Annotated in this window: 18 protein-coding genes; 14 read left to right on the top strand and 4 right to left on the bottom strand. The window is 33.0% G+C overall.

Annotation, left to right across the window (positions count from 1 at the left end):
- The first annotated feature begins 9 nt into the window (after positions 1-9).
- From AC1RRN_RS01795 to AC1RRN_RS01785, 3 genes are all read left to right on the top strand, one after another.
- Positions 10-996 (top strand): aldo/keto reductase, encoded by a 987-nt coding sequence (locus AC1RRN_RS01795; protein ID WP_492965646.1) that lies wholly within the window; start codon positions 10-12, stop codon positions 994-996.
- Positions 997-1,147: 151 nt separating this feature from the next.
- Positions 1,148-1,555 carry a hypothetical protein gene (locus tag AC1RRN_RS01790; RefSeq protein WP_492965644.1) on the top strand — a complete coding sequence of 136 codons (408 nt, stop codon included), beginning with the start codon at positions 1,148-1,150 and terminating at the stop codon, positions 1,553-1,555.
- A 110-nt stretch (positions 1,556-1,665) separates the two neighbouring features.
- The gene (locus AC1RRN_RS01785; RefSeq protein ID WP_492965642.1) at positions 1,666-2,112 is read left to right on the top strand and encodes a hypothetical protein; all 447 of its coding nucleotides are present in this window, start codon (positions 1,666-1,668) and stop codon (positions 2,110-2,112) included.
- Here AC1RRN_RS01785 and AC1RRN_RS01780 read toward each other — a convergent pair.
- Positions 2,109-3,122: a sensor histidine kinase gene (locus tag AC1RRN_RS01780; RefSeq protein WP_492965640.1), complete on the bottom strand. Its 1,014-nt coding sequence runs from the start codon at positions 3,120-3,122 to the stop codon at positions 2,109-2,111. The two genes, AC1RRN_RS01785 and AC1RRN_RS01780, sit on opposite strands and share 4 nt — an antisense overlap.
- 195 nt (positions 3,123-3,317) lie before the next feature.
- Here AC1RRN_RS01780 and rlmD point away from each other — a divergent pair, with 195 nt between their 5' ends.
- The 3 genes from rlmD to AC1RRN_RS01765 are packed head-to-tail and all read left to right on the top strand — an operon-like array spanning position 3,318 to position 6,084.
- Positions 3,318-4,730 carry a 23S rRNA (uracil(1939)-C(5))-methyltransferase RlmD gene (gene rlmD / locus AC1RRN_RS01775; RefSeq protein ID WP_492965639.1) on the top strand — a complete coding sequence of 471 codons (1,413 nt, stop codon included), beginning with the start codon at positions 3,318-3,320 and terminating at the stop codon, positions 4,728-4,730.
- Positions 4,731-4,742: 12 nt separating this feature from the next.
- On the top strand, positions 4,743-5,300 hold the full coding sequence (locus AC1RRN_RS01770) for a DUF6452 family protein (protein ID WP_492965638.1): 558 nt from the start codon (positions 4,743-4,745) through the stop codon (positions 5,298-5,300).
- The gene (locus AC1RRN_RS01765) at positions 5,272-6,084 is read left to right on the top strand and encodes a DUF6048 family protein (RefSeq protein WP_492965637.1); all 813 of its coding nucleotides are present in this window, start codon (positions 5,272-5,274) and stop codon (positions 6,082-6,084) included. Before AC1RRN_RS01770 ends, AC1RRN_RS01765 begins: the two co-directional genes overlap by 29 nt.
- A gap of 61 nt (positions 6,085-6,145) precedes the next feature.
- Here AC1RRN_RS01765 and AC1RRN_RS01760 read toward each other — a convergent pair whose 3' ends face one another.
- The 3 genes from AC1RRN_RS01760 to AC1RRN_RS01750 all read right to left on the bottom strand — a co-directional run bounded on the left by AC1RRN_RS01760 (position 6,146) and on the right by AC1RRN_RS01750 (position 8,343).
- Positions 6,146-6,838 carry an aspartate/glutamate racemase family protein gene (locus AC1RRN_RS01760; RefSeq protein WP_492965636.1) on the bottom strand — a complete coding sequence of 231 codons (693 nt, stop codon included), beginning with the start codon at positions 6,836-6,838 and terminating at the stop codon, positions 6,146-6,148.
- 13 nt (positions 6,839-6,851) lie between these two features.
- Positions 6,852-7,088: a hypothetical protein gene (locus AC1RRN_RS01755; protein ID WP_056185923.1), complete on the bottom strand. Its 237-nt coding sequence runs from the start codon at positions 7,086-7,088 to the stop codon at positions 6,852-6,854.
- An 88-nt stretch (positions 7,089-7,176) separates the two neighbouring features.
- Complete coding sequence (locus tag AC1RRN_RS01750) at positions 7,177-8,343, bottom strand: THUMP domain-containing class I SAM-dependent RNA methyltransferase (protein ID WP_492965635.1); 1,167 nt, start codon at positions 8,341-8,343, stop codon at positions 7,177-7,179.
- A gap of 135 nt (positions 8,344-8,478) precedes the next feature.
- Here AC1RRN_RS01750 and AC1RRN_RS01745 point away from each other — a divergent pair, with 135 nt between their 5' ends.
- From AC1RRN_RS01745 to AC1RRN_RS01710, 8 genes are all read left to right on the top strand, one after another.
- Positions 8,479-9,243 (top strand): class I SAM-dependent methyltransferase, encoded by a 765-nt coding sequence (locus tag AC1RRN_RS01745; RefSeq protein ID WP_492965634.1) that lies wholly within the window; start codon positions 8,479-8,481, stop codon positions 9,241-9,243.
- A 92-nt stretch (positions 9,244-9,335) separates the two neighbouring features.
- The gene (locus AC1RRN_RS01740) at positions 9,336-10,004 is read left to right on the top strand and encodes a ZIP family metal transporter (RefSeq protein ID WP_492965633.1); all 669 of its coding nucleotides are present in this window, start codon (positions 9,336-9,338) and stop codon (positions 10,002-10,004) included.
- A 327-nt stretch (positions 10,005-10,331) separates the two neighbouring features.
- Positions 10,332-11,138, top strand: coding sequence for an N-acetylmuramic acid 6-phosphate etherase (murQ, locus tag AC1RRN_RS01735; protein WP_492965632.1), 807 nt, complete (start codon positions 10,332-10,334; stop codon positions 11,136-11,138).
- Between the two features lie 91 nt (positions 11,139-11,229).
- Positions 11,230-11,451: a DUF6095 family protein gene (locus AC1RRN_RS01730; RefSeq protein WP_492965631.1), complete on the top strand. Its 222-nt coding sequence runs from the start codon at positions 11,230-11,232 to the stop codon at positions 11,449-11,451.
- A gap of 42 nt (positions 11,452-11,493) precedes the next feature.
- Complete coding sequence (locus AC1RRN_RS01725; protein ID WP_492965629.1) at positions 11,494-12,066, top strand: pentapeptide repeat-containing protein; 573 nt, start codon at positions 11,494-11,496, stop codon at positions 12,064-12,066.
- A gap of 3 nt (positions 12,067-12,069) precedes the next feature.
- Positions 12,070-12,645: a DUF1572 family protein gene (locus AC1RRN_RS01720; RefSeq protein WP_492965628.1), complete on the top strand. Its 576-nt coding sequence runs from the start codon at positions 12,070-12,072 to the stop codon at positions 12,643-12,645.
- Between the two features lie 283 nt (positions 12,646-12,928).
- The gene (locus AC1RRN_RS01715; protein ID WP_492965627.1) at positions 12,929-13,300 is read left to right on the top strand and encodes a DNA topoisomerase IV; all 372 of its coding nucleotides are present in this window, start codon (positions 12,929-12,931) and stop codon (positions 13,298-13,300) included.
- 201 nt (positions 13,301-13,501) lie between these two features.
- Positions 13,502-15,421 carry a DUF294 nucleotidyltransferase-like domain-containing protein gene (locus AC1RRN_RS01710; protein WP_492965626.1) on the top strand — a complete coding sequence of 640 codons (1,920 nt, stop codon included), beginning with the start codon at positions 13,502-13,504 and terminating at the stop codon, positions 15,419-15,421.
- Positions 15,422-15,423: the final 2 nt, after the last annotated feature.

The raw sequence follows: 15,423 nt of genomic DNA, 5'->3' as shown, positions 1-15,423 counted from the left end.
AAGAAAAAAATGAACTACAGAAAATTAGGAAAAACAAACTTTAATATATCCGAAATCTCACTTGGCACCTGGCAAGTGGGCGGGAAATGGGGATCTGCTTTTGATAATAAAACGGCTGACGAACTTTTAAACACTGCAATTGACAATGGCGTAAATTTTATTGATACGGCCGATGTTTATGAAAATGGTTTAAGCGAAACTGCAGTTGGACGAGTTGTTCGTTCAAGATCTGAACGTATTTATGTGGCTACAAAATGTGGGCGTCAAATTAATCCGCATGTGAATGATGGCTATCAGCCAAAAGTACTTCAGAAATTTGTTGAAGACAGCTTGAAAAGAATGAATTTAGAAACACTGGATTTAATTCAGCTCCACTGCCCTCCTACTGAAGTTTATTACAGACCTGAAATTTTTGAAATGTTTGATCGCTTAAAAGATCAGGGGAAAATTTTAAATCTTGGTGTAAGTGTTGAGAAAGTAGAAGAAGCATTAAAAGCTATTGAATATTCGAATGTAACGACGGTACAGATTATTTTTAATTTGTTTCGCCAGCGTCCTTCACAATTGTTTTTCTCTGAAGCCAGAAAAAAAGATATCGGAATTATTGCCCGAGTTCCTTTGGCAAGTGGACTATTAACAGGTAAATTTGATTCAAAAACAACTTTTGAACCACAAGATCATCGCAATTTCAATCGTAATGGAGATGCTTTTGATAAAGGCGAAACTTTCTCCGGTATTGATTACGAATTAGGTTTAAAAGCCGTTGAAAAACTAAAAGCATTATTTCCTGAAACAACCAACCTTGCTCCTATTGCCTTACAATGGATTTTGAGTTTTCAGGATATTAGCTGTATCATTCCCGGAGCTTCTACATCAAATCATGTACTATCAAATTTATCGGTTTATGATTTACCTAAATTAACGCCTGAAAAGATTTCGGCTATGAATGCGATTTATGAAGAATATATCAAACCTTCAGTTCATCATTTATGGTAATCTAAGGCTCTAAATTGCTAAGTAAAAAATGCTAAGTTTCTAACTATTTTGACTTTGAATTCAAGATATTTAGAAACTTAGCATTTTTTTTAACGCAACCATTTTTAAATTATGTCATCTGATAATAAAACTAACTATAAATTCACTAACCATGAAAAAACCAGGTTTTATATTATTTGTCATTTGCCTCATATTAGCTTCATGTAGCAATGATGACGATTCTGCCCAAGATAAGGAACAACGAAACTTAGACAAAATGTATCAGGAAATTGTTGCGGTTTCGCTAGTCAATTCTCAACCTTGTACCAATTCTAATGACTGGGACTTTACGGCGATTGGCTCAAAACCGTGTGGTGGAGCTACTGGTTATATTGCCTTTTCAAAAAAGATTGACAAAACTGAATTTCTGGCAAAAGTAAAAACCTATACAGACACACAAGCTGCATTTAATGTAAAATGGAACATGTCGTCCACTTGCGATGTTGCATTACCTCCTGCCGGAGTAGAATGTGTTGACGGAAAACCTAAACTTTCTTATATTACATTATTTAAAAAATAATTATAAATGCCAAAATTCTGAGTCATTGAGATGCTAAGACAATAGAATAATTAAAATCTAAGATAAAACTTAGTAACTTACAGCCTTAGAAACTTAGTGACTTATAAGAAATGCTTAAAAAATCTAAATTCAAAGAATGGTTTGATCGTTACAAATACGCTGAATTAGCCAGTACGAGCGCCGCACTTACTGCTTCTCTTTTTAGTAAAATTTACAGTGGATTAACAACAGCATACATCATTACTTTTTCAGAATATTTGGCTTTTTACAGTGTCATTTTTATTTCTTCTTATAAAAAACTTGCACAACAAAATAAAGCACTGAACAAAGTCACCACTTTTAAGGAAATTGTTTTATTACTGAAAAATTTAGTTTTAGAATTTGGCTATCCTGCGTTTTTAGACTTTTTGGTCATTCGCCCTTTTTGCATGTATTGGATGCCAATTTTGTTTGGGAATTACTTTTTCGGAATTATTTTCGGGAAAATCTCAGCCGATTTATGTTTTTACTTTTTTACGATTGTCAATTATGAAATTATCAAAAAAAGAAAAAATTAGATATCAAACTCAATCTTAAATTCGGCGCCTCTATTTTTACCTTCACTGGTAGCACTTAAAGTTCCTTTATTTCTTTCGATTATTTTTTTACATAAATACAAACCAATTCCTGTCGAAGATTCGTTTGCCGTTCCTAATCGACTCATTTTGGTGAATTTCTTGAATAATTCTTCAATTTGATTTTTATTGAAACCAATTCCTTTATCTAAAACGGTAATTATTAATCTTGAATCTTCATTATAAATTCTGACCTTGATTTCACTGTCAAAATAAGAAAACTTAACAGCATTACTTATTAAATTTACGATAACCTGAATCAATAATCCTTCATCAATTTTAAGAATAGCTACTTCTGTCTCTAAACTCAAACTTAATTTAATATTTTTATCAATTAAACGTTGCTCTACCTGTTCATTAATAAAAGGTAAAATATTAGGGAATATTATTTCTCGCGGTTCCTGATTAAATTTTACGACCTGATCCTGTTCATTCAGCAGTTTTATAAAATTCTCTATATAACGAAATTGCAAGTTGGTCGATTCACAAATTAAATCTGCCAAATGTTTTATGGATTCAGATGGATTTTCACTTAAAATCAATTTTGCCAATCCTTGAGGATTTCCGGCGAAATTTTTCAAATCATGTGAAAGCATATAAATTAAATCTTGTTTTTCGTTTATAAAACTTTCTGCTTCGTAGATAGATTCCTGAATATTACACATTAGTAAACCCGCTTCGTCTGTATATTCTGTTGGTAAAACAGACAGTTTTCTGCTATTTCGATAATCATCCAATGATTTTGAAGCTTTTGAAATAGGTTTTATCAATTGATTTAATACTAAAAGCGTTATTGCAGTCGCCAATAAGGTCATTATTAAGGCAAAAATTAAAATAGAAGTAGATGAAATGTCATGAGAGTAAAATAGGACAAAAAATAAAATTCCAATTAAAGGAATATGAATACCTACAAAAGCAACAAACAGAAATTTGAACGCATAACTTTTTTTCAAAAAGCCAATTTGTGAAAGATTGTGATACAAATTCATAAAAACATAACAAAACTATTGGTTAAAAAAGTAGGATCTGGGGATAATACTAAAAACAAAGTTAACTTTTAAACTCATTTAAACTAATAAATTCAACAATTTGATAAAATATTTTAAAATTTAAATTTATAAAAGTTTACAAACCCTTATTTTTGCGCTATGGGAAGAAAAAATACAGACAAAGTTGTCTTTCATCAAATCCAGGTTCTTGATGCTGGAGCAAAAGGAGTATCAGTAGCTAAGGCTCCAGACGGAAAAGTAATATTTATTCCGAATGTAGTACCGGGTGATGTAGTTGACGTACAAACTTTCAAAAAAAGAAAAGCCTATTATGAAGGCAAAGCCGTAAAATTTCACGAATTATCAGAACATCGCATTGAACCAATTTGCGATCATTTTGGAGTTTGTGGAGGATGCAAATGGCAAAATATGAAATACAGCCAACAGTTGTATTACAAACAAAATGAAGTAAAAAATCACCTGCAACGTATAGGAAAAGTTGAACTTCCTGAATTCGAAACTATTTTGGGTTCAGAGAAACAATTTTTCTATAGAAATAAAATGGAATTTTCGTTTTCTAACAGTCGTTGGTTAACAGAGAAAGAAATTGGAAGCACTGAAGATTTAGGAAACAGAAATGCATTGGGATTTCATATTCCAAAAATGTGGGATAAAATTCTTGACATTCAAAAATGTTATCTACAAGAAGATCCCTCAAATGCCATCAGAAATGAAATTAGGGATTTTGCTAATGAACATAATTTAGCCTTTTTTAATCCAAGAGAACAATCAGGTTTACTAAGAACTTTTATGATTCGTACTGCTTCGACTGGAGAAATCATGGTTTTGATTCAGTTTTTCGAAAATGACAAAAAAAATCGTGAATTGATTTTAGATCATTTATATGAAAAATTTCCACAGATTACTTCATTGCAATATGTTGTAAATGCGAAACAAAACGATACTATCTACGATCAGGATATTAAACTATATAAAGGTAGAGATTATATTCTCGAAGAAATGGAAGGTCTAAAATTCAGCATCAATGCTAAATCTTTTTACCAGACCAATTCTGATCAGGCTTATGAATTGTACAAAATAACACGTGACTTTGCTGGACTTACCGGTGATGAAACAGTTTATGATTTATATACCGGAACCGGAACGATTGCTCAATTCGTTTCTAAAAAAGCGAAAAAAGTAATTGGTGTAGAAAGTGTACCTGAAGCTATTTTAGACGCTAAAGCAAACGCAGAACGCAATAATATTACAAATTGTGAGTTTTTTGTTGGAGACATGAAAGTCGTATTCAATGAAAGTTTTATTGCACAGCATGGAAAACCAGATGTTATCATTACTGACCCGCCAAGAGATGGTATGCATGCAGCTGTTATTGATCAAATCCTGAAAATTGCTCCTAAAAAAGTAGTATATGTAAGTTGTAATTCGGCAACACAAGCTCGTGATTTAGCTTTAATGGACGAAAAATATAAAGTTACCCGCGTTCGACCAGTTGATATGTTTCCACAAACGCACCATGTTGAAAATGTTGTACTTTTAGAACTTAGATAACACAATTTATAAATGAAAAAAATAATTTCTCTTTTATTAGTCTTTACTTTTGGTTTATCAAGTTGTGAGAAAGATGATATTTGTGATGCAAACACACCTACTACACCACGATTAGTAATTACTTTTTATGATGCTGACAATCCAACAGTGCTTAAAAATGTTAAGAACCTAATGGTTATTGGTAAAGATGAACCTGCGGGAATTATTTTTAATGAAACCGCATTAGATACAACTAAATATTTAGCTAACGGAAGCACCGTTTCTATTCCGCTAAAAACAAATGCGGAAACAACTACTTATTCTTTTGTTTTAGATTCGCAAAATGAAAATCCTGCTGCAATAAATAAAGATGAAATTACATTTAATTATACGCATCAGGATCTGTATGTTTCCAGAGCTTGTGGTTTTAAAACTATTTTTGAACTAAACCCTTTCTCAAACACTCCTCCAATAACAAGACCTTTTGTGCAAACAGATACAGATGGTAACGGACTTTGGATGCAAGAAGTTTTTGTTATTAATCCTAAAATTGAAATCGAAAATGAAACACACATTAAAGTATTTTTTTAGTAGTTGTTTACTGTTTTCAATGGTTTTGGTTCAGGCCCAGGAAACATCAACTACAACAGTAAAAAAAGAAACTGTTCCCGTTAAACCGAAAACTGAAACTGCTAAACCAGCTATTCAGGAAGTAAAACCAGATAGTATCAAAACAGATCGTTATGGACTTCGTGTTGGTGTTGATTTATACAAATTGACACGCGGCTTATATGACAAAGATTATAAAGGAATCGAAATTGTTGGAGATTTTCGTTTAACTAAAAAATATTATCTCGCTGCAGAACTTGGATTTGAGGATAAAACGACAGACGACGACAGATTAAATTCGACTGCAACAGGAACTTATATTAAAGGAGGTTTTGATTACAATTTGTACCAAAACTGGCTTGATATGGAAAACTTAATTACTATAGGTTTACGAGGTGGTTTCAGTACTTTTAGCCAGGAATTGAATAGTTACAAAATTTATAATCCAAATCCGTATTGGGGAGAACAACCTTCGATTGTAAGCGATAAAAAATATAACGGCCTTACCGCTGGCTGGCTTGAAGTTGCCATGGGCTTAAAAGCGAAAGTTTTTAATAATGTGTTTGTAGGCTTTGGCGTTCAATTGAAAATGCTCGTAGTGAACACAAAACCAGATGGCTTTGACAATCTTTATATTCCTGGTTTTAACAGAACTTATGACGGAAGTTTTGGAATCGGTTTTAATTACACTGTTTCTTATTTCATTCCGATTTTTAAGAAGAAAACAATTATTCCTACAGTCAAAAAAGAGACTCCTAAAAAGTAGTTTTTACAGATAAATTAAAAAGCCTCAAATTCAAAATTTGAGGCTTTTTAATTTATTATTTTTAAGATAACTGAAATTCAACTGCAGCATTTGAATGAATCAAAGCGGTATCAAAAATCGGAACAGGAAGATCTCCTGACAAAATTACCAACGGAATTTCGGTACAACCTAAAATAATTCCTTCAGCTCCTTTTTCTATTAATTGATTTGCAATTTCCAAGTAACGTTTTTTAGTTTCAGGAGTTACAAGACCTCTACCTAATTCTTCAAAAATTGTGGTATGAATAAAATCTTTATCTTCCTGACCTTCCGGAATAATAACTTCTATTCCTTTCTCTGTCAATTTATCTTTAAAAAAGTCAAGTTCCATAGTAAACTTGGTTCCCAATAAACCAACTTTCTTAATTTCTTGTTTCTGAATTTCAACAGCAGTTGCCGTTGCAATATGAATGAGAGGCAAATCAATTGCTTCTTCTAGTCGATCTGCAATAAGGTGCATCGTATTAGCACATAAAACAATCGCTTCAGCCCCACCCGATTTTAAGAATTCACAACCTTTAAAAAGCATTTCAAAAGTCGAATCCCAATCGTTGGCATCGTTATTCTTTTTTATATCGGAATAATTGAACGAGTAAATCAAACATTCTGAGAAGTTCAATCCTCCCAGTTTTTTATTTATACCCTCATTTATAAGTTTGTAATAATCTGCTGTAGAAACCCAGCTAATACCGCCTATAAGTCCAATTTTCCTCATATAAATGTTTTAATTATCCAATTTCTCTAATTCCTTTAATAAAAATCCATTTCATAAAAAGTTTCTCCCCATCTTTAGTTTTCACCGCCTGAAATTTAGGCGCAATCAAAGTCGCCACAATAAAAGCTGTCATCGGAATCCAGATTCCGGTCAATTGTGTATAGTTTGCAATTACAAATCTCCCTGCAATAAATAAAATTGCGAAACATCCTAATTGATATAAAAAACCTCTTACTTGTAGTTTTGTCATTTTTTCTTCTTTTTAAGGTTCAAAGTTGCAAAGGTTCAGAGGCACAAAGTTTTTTCCTTTGAACCTCTGAACCTCTGGGCCTTTGTACCTATTCTTCGTTAACTTGAAATTTCGTTCTCTTGCTTCCTTCGTACATTTCGTATTTAACCAAACGTGCTTCAAGACTTGCGTTGAAAAGCTTTATTTTTCTGGAAGGTTTTAATCCAACAAATTTCAAAGCTTCAAGATTTGCTGTAATAAACCAGGCGTTTGTTCCCGGGTAACTTTTCTTTAAAGTGTCACCGATATTTTTGTAGAATTCTTCCATATGAATATCCAAACGCTCATCGTATGGCGGATTGAAAACCATATGCAATTTTCCTTCAACCGCTTTTTCAGTGTCAAAAAAGTTATCTTCTGAAATTGTAACGTAATCTTCCAGATTAGCATTTCTGATATTGTCTTTGGCTTTGTTTACAGCACTTGGCGCTTTATCAAAACCTTTTATCGTATAATGAAATTCTTTTGTTTTCTTCATCAAACTGTCTACAATCTGATCGAATAATTCATTATCCCAATCTTTCCATTTTTCGAAAGCAAACTCTTTTCTGTTGATGTTTGCCGGAATATTACAAGCAATCATCGCAGCTTCAGCCAAAAATGTTCCTGAACCACACATTGGATCCAAAAAGTGACTTTGACCTTCCCAACCTGATAACAATAAAATTCCTGCCGCCAAAACCTCGTTGATTGGCGCAATATTAGTAGCCGTTCTGTAACCACGCTGATGTAATGAATTTCCTGAAGTATCTAATGCTACCGAAACCTGATCTTTATCAATATGAACGTTGATTCTTAAATCCGGAAAAGCTTTATCAATGCTAGGACGCTGACCTGTTCTTTCTCTAAACTGATCTACAATTGCATCTTTACATTTCTGAGAAACAAATTCTGAGTGATTAAAATAAGTAGAATGCACTGTTGCATCAATTACAAAAGTTTGATTGGCATTCAAAAGTTTAGACCAGTTTACGCCCGAAATTCCTTTGTATAATGCCTGCTCGTTGTTTGCTCTGAACGAGTAAATTGGTTTTAAAACTTTAAGCGCAGTTCGCAACGATAAATTGGCTTTGTACATAAAACCTTTATCGCCTTTAAAGCTTACCATTCTCACTCCTTTTTCGACATCCTGAGCACCAAGCGCGCGCAATTCATTCTCTAATATTTCTTCAAAACCAAAAAAACATTTGGCTATCATTCTAAAATTTTCTTCCATCTTTATTTTTGTTTAAAAAAACAACTCCAATCGCAAACACTTATTACCGTTTAAACAGGTATCCTCGCGAAATAGTTATTTTTCGGCAAAAATACACTAAATTTGCGGTACTTTGAATTAATTGAAATAGAATAAATGTCTGAAGCACCAAACTCATCAACACCAAATCAGGAGCGCAACACCGAAAACTGGTTCACTTCATGGTTTGATACTCCGTATTATCACATTCTTTATAAAGACCGAAATTACCGAGAGGCTCAGATTTTTATGGATAATCTTACGCATTATCTAAATCTTCCTGAAAAAGCAAAAGTATTGGATTTAGCCTGCGGAAAAGGCCGTCATTCTATTTACCTAAACCAACTTGGTTTTGACGTTTTAGGCGCCGATTTATCTGAAAACAGCATTGCCGAAGCCAGCAAAAACAGCAACGAAACCCTGCATTTTAAAGTGCATGATATGCGCGAGCCATTCGAAGAAAAATTTGATGCTATTTTTAATTTGTTTACCAGCTTTGGTTATTTCGAAAGCGATGACGACAATCTGACGACTTTAAAAGCGATCAAAGAAAGTTTATCTGAATACGGTTTTGCCGTGATTGATTTTATGAATGTTGCTCAGGTAATCGAAACTTTAGTTCCTGAAGAAGTTAAAACCGTTGACGGAATCGATTTTCAAATTAAAAGATATGTTGAAGATGGACATATTTTTAAAGAAATAGATTTTGAAGATCAAGGACATAAATATCATTTTACCGAAAAAGTAAAAGCTTTAACTTTGAAAGATTTTGAAGAGTTAATGGCCGAAGCCGGTATTTTTCTTTTGGATATTTTTGGAGATTATAAACTCAAAAAATTCCATAAAACTGAAAGCGAACGATTAATCATGATTTTTAAGTAGGTTTAATTGTTTAACTGTTAATTTGTTTAATCGTTTTAAACAAACTAACAAAACCGATTAAACGATTAAACAAAAACCGATTAAACAAAACAATGAACTACTTACTACCCTTATTTTCTGTACTTTTAGGTTATGCTGTGGCTTTGTTTATAAAACCAAAAAACAAAACCAATCTAAAATTATTACTTGCTTTTAGCGGTTCATTTTTATTATCGCTTACCGTAATGCATTTGTTGCCTGAGGTTTACGAATCACACAATCACAATATTGGATTATTTATTATGGTCGGAATTTTATTTCAGATCGTATTGGAATTTTTCTCAAAAGGTGCTGAACACGGGCACGTTCACGGGCATGCACAAATGTCTCAAATTCCGTGGTTACTTTTTATTAGTTTGTGTATTCACGCTTTTTTAGAAGGTTTTCCGGTAAGCCATCATCATGGTTTAGCACTCGGAATTGCGATTCATCATTTACCGATTGCGGTGATTTTAACCACTTTTTTCATTAATGCAAATTTGAACAAAAAAGCGATTTTTGCGTTCATGTTAACTTTTGCTATTATGACACCACTTGGCACAATCGCATCTGAATATTTACCCATTTTAAACAAATATTATACAGAAATAACGGCCGTTGTCATCGGAATCTTATTTCACATTTCATCAACTATTATTTTTGAAAGCAGTGAAGGACATAAATTCAATGTCGCCAAAGTTTCCATGATCGTTCTCGGTATTTTATTGGCATTCTTATTATAATTAGGGCGTGTCAGTATTTAAGAAAAGGCCCAATCAACTTTGCGTTCATTGGGCCTTTTCTTAAATACTGCCGGGCTATCCGCGCTACTTCGGTAGCCAGCTCCTATCCCTCACGCAAAAAACGTTTCAGGTTTTATAATTGAGTAAAAATATCTAACAATTATAATATTTTAGTTCTTTTATTAGCAAGGACATAAGAAAGTCATTGTTTAGATGAAAATTACAGCAAAAAAATAAAAAGAAATTAAATCTTTGTGACTTTGCTGCTGAAATTTCGAGATTGAAATAAAAAAGATTAATTTTGGCAGGTCCAATAACAGCGCAAAAATGACATTTACCAAAACAACTGAACAAGCATCAAAGTATGAACATTTAGAAAAAATGTCTGTCAATGAATTGCTTACCAATATTAATCAAGAAGACAAAACTGTTCCTCATGCTGTCGAAAAAGTAATTCCACAAATTGAAGCTTTAGTAGAACAAGTTGTAGCCAAATTAAAACTTGGAGGGCGGATTTTTTATATAGGCGCTGGTACATCCGGGCGATTAGGTGTTGTTGATGCCTCTGAATGTCCTCCTACTTTTGGAGTTCCTTTTGATTTAGTTAACGGAATCATTGCCGGTGGCGATACAGCCATTCGTCGCGCAGTAGAAAATGCCGAGGATAATGCTGAACAAGCGTGGCTTGACTTAAAATCCTACCATATCAGTGAAATTGATATTGTTATTGGTATCGCAGCTTCTGGAACTACGCCGTATGTTATTGGTGGTTTAGAAACCTGTAATCAAAATAATATCGTTACGGGATGCATTACATGCAATGCTGGTAGTCCTTTAGCGTTAACAGCGCAATTTCCTATTGAAGTGGTAGTTGGGCCTGAATTTATTACAGGAAGTTCCAGAATGAAAGCCGGAACAGCTCAAAAATTAGTCCTGAATATGATTTCGACTGCCGCAATGATTCAGCTTGGAAAAGTGAAAGGAAATAAAATGGTCGATATGCAATTGAGTAATATTAAATTGGTCGATCGTGGTGTAAAAATGATAATGGAAGAAATTCCGGTTTCTTATGACGAAGCGTCTGAGTTATTGAAAAAATACGGCAGTGTGCGAAATGCTGTTGATAATTACTAAAGTAAAAAGTTTTTCAGTAAAATGTATTTTAACAAGGTCGCAAAGTTTGTCAACCTGAAATCTGAAACTTTTTCAAACCTGAAATAAAAAAATGGCAACAAATAAAGAACTATTAGGAAAAGGAATTAAATATTTATCAGGTTCATTGCCTTTATTATTTATTGGACCTTCGTTGATTTATAACGCTTTTATGAATCAACATACAAATTGGCATTATTTGGTTTTAGGAATTGGAATTGTGGCTTGTTTAAGTGCTATGTTTTTGATTTTTTACGGATTAAAAACCATTATGAAAGGACTATTCAATGATTAAGTTGCTCTTTTAACAAACCTTTAATCTCTTTTTTAAAATTACATGGAAAGTCTAATTCACATTCAGAAAACCTTCGAAAAAGTCAGTTACATTGACAAAAAAATAAACAATCGGGAGTTTGAAGATTGTGTCTTTAAAAACTGTGATTTCTCTAACAGCAATTTTGCTAACAATACTTTTTTAGATTGCGAGTTTATCGATTGCAATCTTTCAATGACAAGTTTATATAATACAAGTTTAAAAAATATTACTTTTAAAAACTGCAAACTTTTAGGAATTGCTTTTAATGAATGTGACGATTTTTTGTTTCAGGTATATTTTGAAGAAAGTGCTTTAGATTATGCTATTTTCTCTAACAAAAAAATGCCTAAAACTAAGTTCATCAACTCTTCTTTAAAAGAAGTTGCTTTTATAGGAACCAATTTAACTAGTTCGGTTTTTGACAATTGCAATTTAGACGGTGCTATTTTTAATGAAACACAATTGGCAGCTGTTGATTTTAGAACGGCTTACAATTATAAAATTGATCCCGAATTTAATCCGATGCGAAAAGCACAATTTTCAACTCAGGGAATTGTAGGACTTTTAGATAAGTATGACATCAAAATTGTATAAAGTATGGAAACGACTGAATCGTATTTAGAAAGCGTTAAAAAACAATTTTTGTATTACAAAATGCTGGGCGAAAAAGCGATGGATCAATTAGAACCGCAACAGCTTTTTATCCAAATAAATGAAGATACCAATAGTATTGCAACTATCATAAAACACATTTCAGGCAATATGCTTTCGCGTTGGACAGATTTTTTAACTTCTGATGGCGAAAAAGAATGGCGTAATCGTGATGCCGAATTCGAAAATGACTTACAATCGAAAGATGAAGTTTTATTGATTTGGAATAAAGGCTGGGATTGTTTTCTTACTGCTCTAAGCAGTTTAAAACCCGAGCAACTTTCGGATATTATTTATATTAGAAATGAAGGCCATACTGTAATTGAAGCGATAAATCGTCAATTAGCACATTATCCGTACCATGTTGGTCAAATTGTTTTTTATGCAAAACAATTGAAAAATAGCGATTGGGAAAGTTTATCGATTCCGAAGAATAAATCTGGAAATTACAATGCCGAAAAGTTTGCCAAAGAAAAAGAAATCAAGAACTTTACAGATGATGAATTACAAAGATTGAAATGATAGAATTTCATACTTATTTTGGAGGGCTTTGGTGGTGGATTCTGATTCGCTTTTGCAGAACAAAATTAGCTGATGAACAAGCTGATAAAAACAGGAAACGAAATTTATATTTTTTAAGTTTTCTTAATGTCATAATTGTATCTATTGTAATACTCTATCTTATGAATACGAGATCTTTCTAGCCCTGATGGAAGCGGCATCCTTTTGTGGCCTCGTCTTTTTAACAAGGCCACAAAAGATAGCAGACAGCAGGATTAGCTCCTAAAAAAACAACTTATTTAAAATGAAAAAAATATTATTCTTATTTCCGGTATTGGCTTTAGTTTCTTGTTATAACGCCGAACACAACTGTAAAGATTTTAAAACTGGAAAATTCAAATTTGAATTTGAAGTAAACGGCGTAAAAAAAACAACTTTTTTTGAAAGAAAAGACAATATTGAAATCGAAACTTTTGACGGCAAAACAGATACCTCAACCGTTCGTTGGGTAAGTGACTGTGAATATATTTTGCAAAAGAAACATCCAAAAAATATGGCTGAGGAAAAAGCAATCAGCATGAAAATTTTAACAACTTCGAAAGATTCATACACTTTTGAATTCGGAATGGTGGGTTCTGAAGAAAAGCAACGCGGTAAAGTTTTTAAAGTTGAATAAAAGTTAAAGTCCCAATTGGGGCTTTTTTTTTGCCACAAAGGCACAAAGACATTAAGTTTTTCTTTGCTATCTAAATATTTTTTAGCCATTTAACGAAAACTTAGTGTCTTAGCAGCTTAGAAACTTAGCATCTCAAAATAATAAGAGGTGTTTCTTTTACATTTCTATTTTAAATAGTATTTTAGAACTTTAATCAAACCAATGAAAAATACCATATCACATAGAGTTGCCGACTTTTTAAAGGACTTCCCTCCTTTTAGCTTTTTAAACAAAATGGATTTAGAAAAGCTTTCAGAACAAATTTCGATTATTTATAAAGATAAAGATGCCGTTATTTTTGCTGAAAACGAAAAAACACATGATTCTTTTTATGTTGTTCATAAAGGCGCAGTGGCTTTAAAGAAAAGTACAAAAAACACGGTTTTGGATATGTGTGATGAAGGTGATATTTTTGGATTACGTCCGCTTTTGGCACAGGAAAACTATATTATGGAAGCTGTAGCGCATGAAGAAAGTATTTTATACGCTATTCCGATTGACGTTTTCAAACCATATGCTTTAGAGAACAGAACCGTTGGGAATTTCCTGATCGAAAGTTACGCTTCAAACACTCGAAATCCGTATTCTGATATTCATAAAGATAAATTGTATGGTGATGATGATGTTCATGATACAATGCATTCACATACCAATTCTTTTGATTTAACCCCAATAAAATATTCGAAAAAAATTGTGACTTGTTCACCATCAACCACGGCAAGAGATGTTGCCAAAATCATGAACAAGAAAAAAGTTGGGGCGATATTAATTGTTGATGAAATGCTTCCGATAGGTATTTTAACCGATAAAGATTTACGTAATAAAATCGTTACCGGAGATTACTCGATTTTGACAACGGCCGAAGCCATAATGACAAAACCGGTAATTACATATCCAAAAAAAATGACGGTTACCGAAGCTCAAATGGCGATGATGAAAAGTAACATTAGTCATTTGTGTTTGACGAAAGACGGTACTGTAAATACGAAAGCTGTTGGAATTCTATCGAAACATGACGTTATGGTAGCGTTGGGAAATAATCCGGCTGTTTTGATTAAAGCTTTAAAAAGAACAAAAAAAATCAAAGAAATTAAGCCAATCAGAAACAGAATTATGCAATTGCTTCAGGGTTATTTAGATCAAAATATTCCGATGACGCTAATTTCTAAAATCATCACCGAATTAAATGAGGCCTGCACTACACGTGTTATCGAAATGTGTATTGAGAAAATGAGCAGCCCGCCACCGGTAAAATTTGCATGGCTGGCATTAGGAAGTCAAGGGAGAAGCGAGCAAATGCTGCATACTGATCAGGATAATGCAATTGTTTATGAAAATGTTTCTGAAGTTTTTAAAGACGAAACCAGAATATACTTTTTAAAGTTTGCCTCGCTTGTTAATAAAGGGCTTTTTGACATTGGCTATGATTATTGTCCAGCCGAAATGATGGCTTCTAACCCAAAATGGTGTATGAGCCTTGATGAATGGAAAGGTCAGGTACACCATTGGATTACAAATCCGGGGAAAAATGAAGTTTTATTATCGTTTATATTTTTCGATTACAGCGTAACTTTTGGTGATACGGAAATCGCTAGTCAATTATCTGATTTCATTTTTGAAGATGTAAAAGCAAATCCGATTTTTTATGTTCACTTGGTTAGTGGTGCTTTGCAAAGCCCGTCGCCTACAGGTTTTTTCAGGCAATTTTTGGTAGAGCAAGACGGAGCCAATAAAGACAATTTTGACATTAAAAGAAGAGCTTTGATGCCTTTGACCGATGCCGCTCGTGTCTTGATTTTATCACATTCGGTTAAATCAATAAGCAATACCGCAGAACGTTTTGAGAAGTTAGCAGAGCTGGAACCTACTAATAGTGAATTGTATTTGTCATGCTCTTATTCTTTCAAAGCTTTGTTGAAATTCAGAACCAAACAAGGACTTTTACATCATGATTCAGGACAATTTATTGCCTTAGAATCGTTATCAAAAATGGAAAAAATAAAGCTCAAAAGAACTTTTAAAACCATAAAAGAACTTCAGGAATTAATTAGTGTAAGATTTAATGTTTCAAACGTAGTATAGCT

It is taken from the genome of Flavobacterium sp. GW821-FHT11G01 (assembly GCF_058808175.1).
This window is presented reverse-complemented; position numbering and strand designations above follow the sequence as displayed.

Excerpts from the sequence above, each read along its gene's own strand:
- AC1RRN_RS01795 (WP_492965646.1), top strand. The coding sequence starts at position 10 with ATGAACTACAGAAAATTAGGAAAAACAAACTTTAATATATCCGAAATC.
- AC1RRN_RS01790 (WP_492965644.1), top strand. The coding sequence starts at position 1,148 with ATGAAAAAACCAGGTTTTATATTATTTGTCATTTGCCTCATATTAGCT.
- AC1RRN_RS01785 (WP_492965642.1), top strand. The coding sequence starts at position 1,666 with ATGCTTAAAAAATCTAAATTCAAAGAATGGTTTGATCGTTACAAATAC.
- rlmD (WP_492965639.1), top strand. The coding sequence starts at position 3,318 with ATGGGAAGAAAAAATACAGACAAAGTTGTCTTTCATCAAATCCAGGTT.
- AC1RRN_RS01770 (WP_492965638.1), top strand. The coding sequence starts at position 4,743 with ATGAAAAAAATAATTTCTCTTTTATTAGTCTTTACTTTTGGTTTATCA.
- AC1RRN_RS01765 (WP_492965637.1), top strand. The coding sequence starts at position 5,272 with ATGAAACACACATTAAAGTATTTTTTTAGTAGTTGTTTACTGTTTTCA.
- AC1RRN_RS01760 (WP_492965636.1), bottom strand. The coding sequence starts at position 6,838 with ATGAGGAAAATTGGACTTATAGGCGGTATTAGCTGGGTTTCTACAGCA.
- AC1RRN_RS01755 (WP_056185923.1), bottom strand. The coding sequence starts at position 7,088 with ATGACAAAACTACAAGTAAGAGGTTTTTTATATCAATTAGGATGTTTC.
- AC1RRN_RS01750 (WP_492965635.1), bottom strand. The coding sequence starts at position 8,343 with ATGGAAGAAAATTTTAGAATGATAGCCAAATGTTTTTTTGGTTTTGAA.
- AC1RRN_RS01745 (WP_492965634.1), top strand. The coding sequence starts at position 8,479 with ATGTCTGAAGCACCAAACTCATCAACACCAAATCAGGAGCGCAACACC.
- AC1RRN_RS01740 (WP_492965633.1), top strand. The coding sequence starts at position 9,336 with ATGAACTACTTACTACCCTTATTTTCTGTACTTTTAGGTTATGCTGTG.
- murQ (WP_492965632.1), top strand. The coding sequence starts at position 10,332 with ATGACATTTACCAAAACAACTGAACAAGCATCAAAGTATGAACATTTA.
- AC1RRN_RS01730 (WP_492965631.1), top strand. The coding sequence starts at position 11,230 with ATGGCAACAAATAAAGAACTATTAGGAAAAGGAATTAAATATTTATCA.
- AC1RRN_RS01725 (WP_492965629.1), top strand. The coding sequence starts at position 11,494 with ATGGAAAGTCTAATTCACATTCAGAAAACCTTCGAAAAAGTCAGTTAC.
- AC1RRN_RS01720 (WP_492965628.1), top strand. The coding sequence starts at position 12,070 with ATGGAAACGACTGAATCGTATTTAGAAAGCGTTAAAAAACAATTTTTG.
- AC1RRN_RS01715 (WP_492965627.1), top strand. The coding sequence starts at position 12,929 with ATGAAAAAAATATTATTCTTATTTCCGGTATTGGCTTTAGTTTCTTGT.
- AC1RRN_RS01710 (WP_492965626.1), top strand. The coding sequence starts at position 13,502 with ATGAAAAATACCATATCACATAGAGTTGCCGACTTTTTAAAGGACTTC.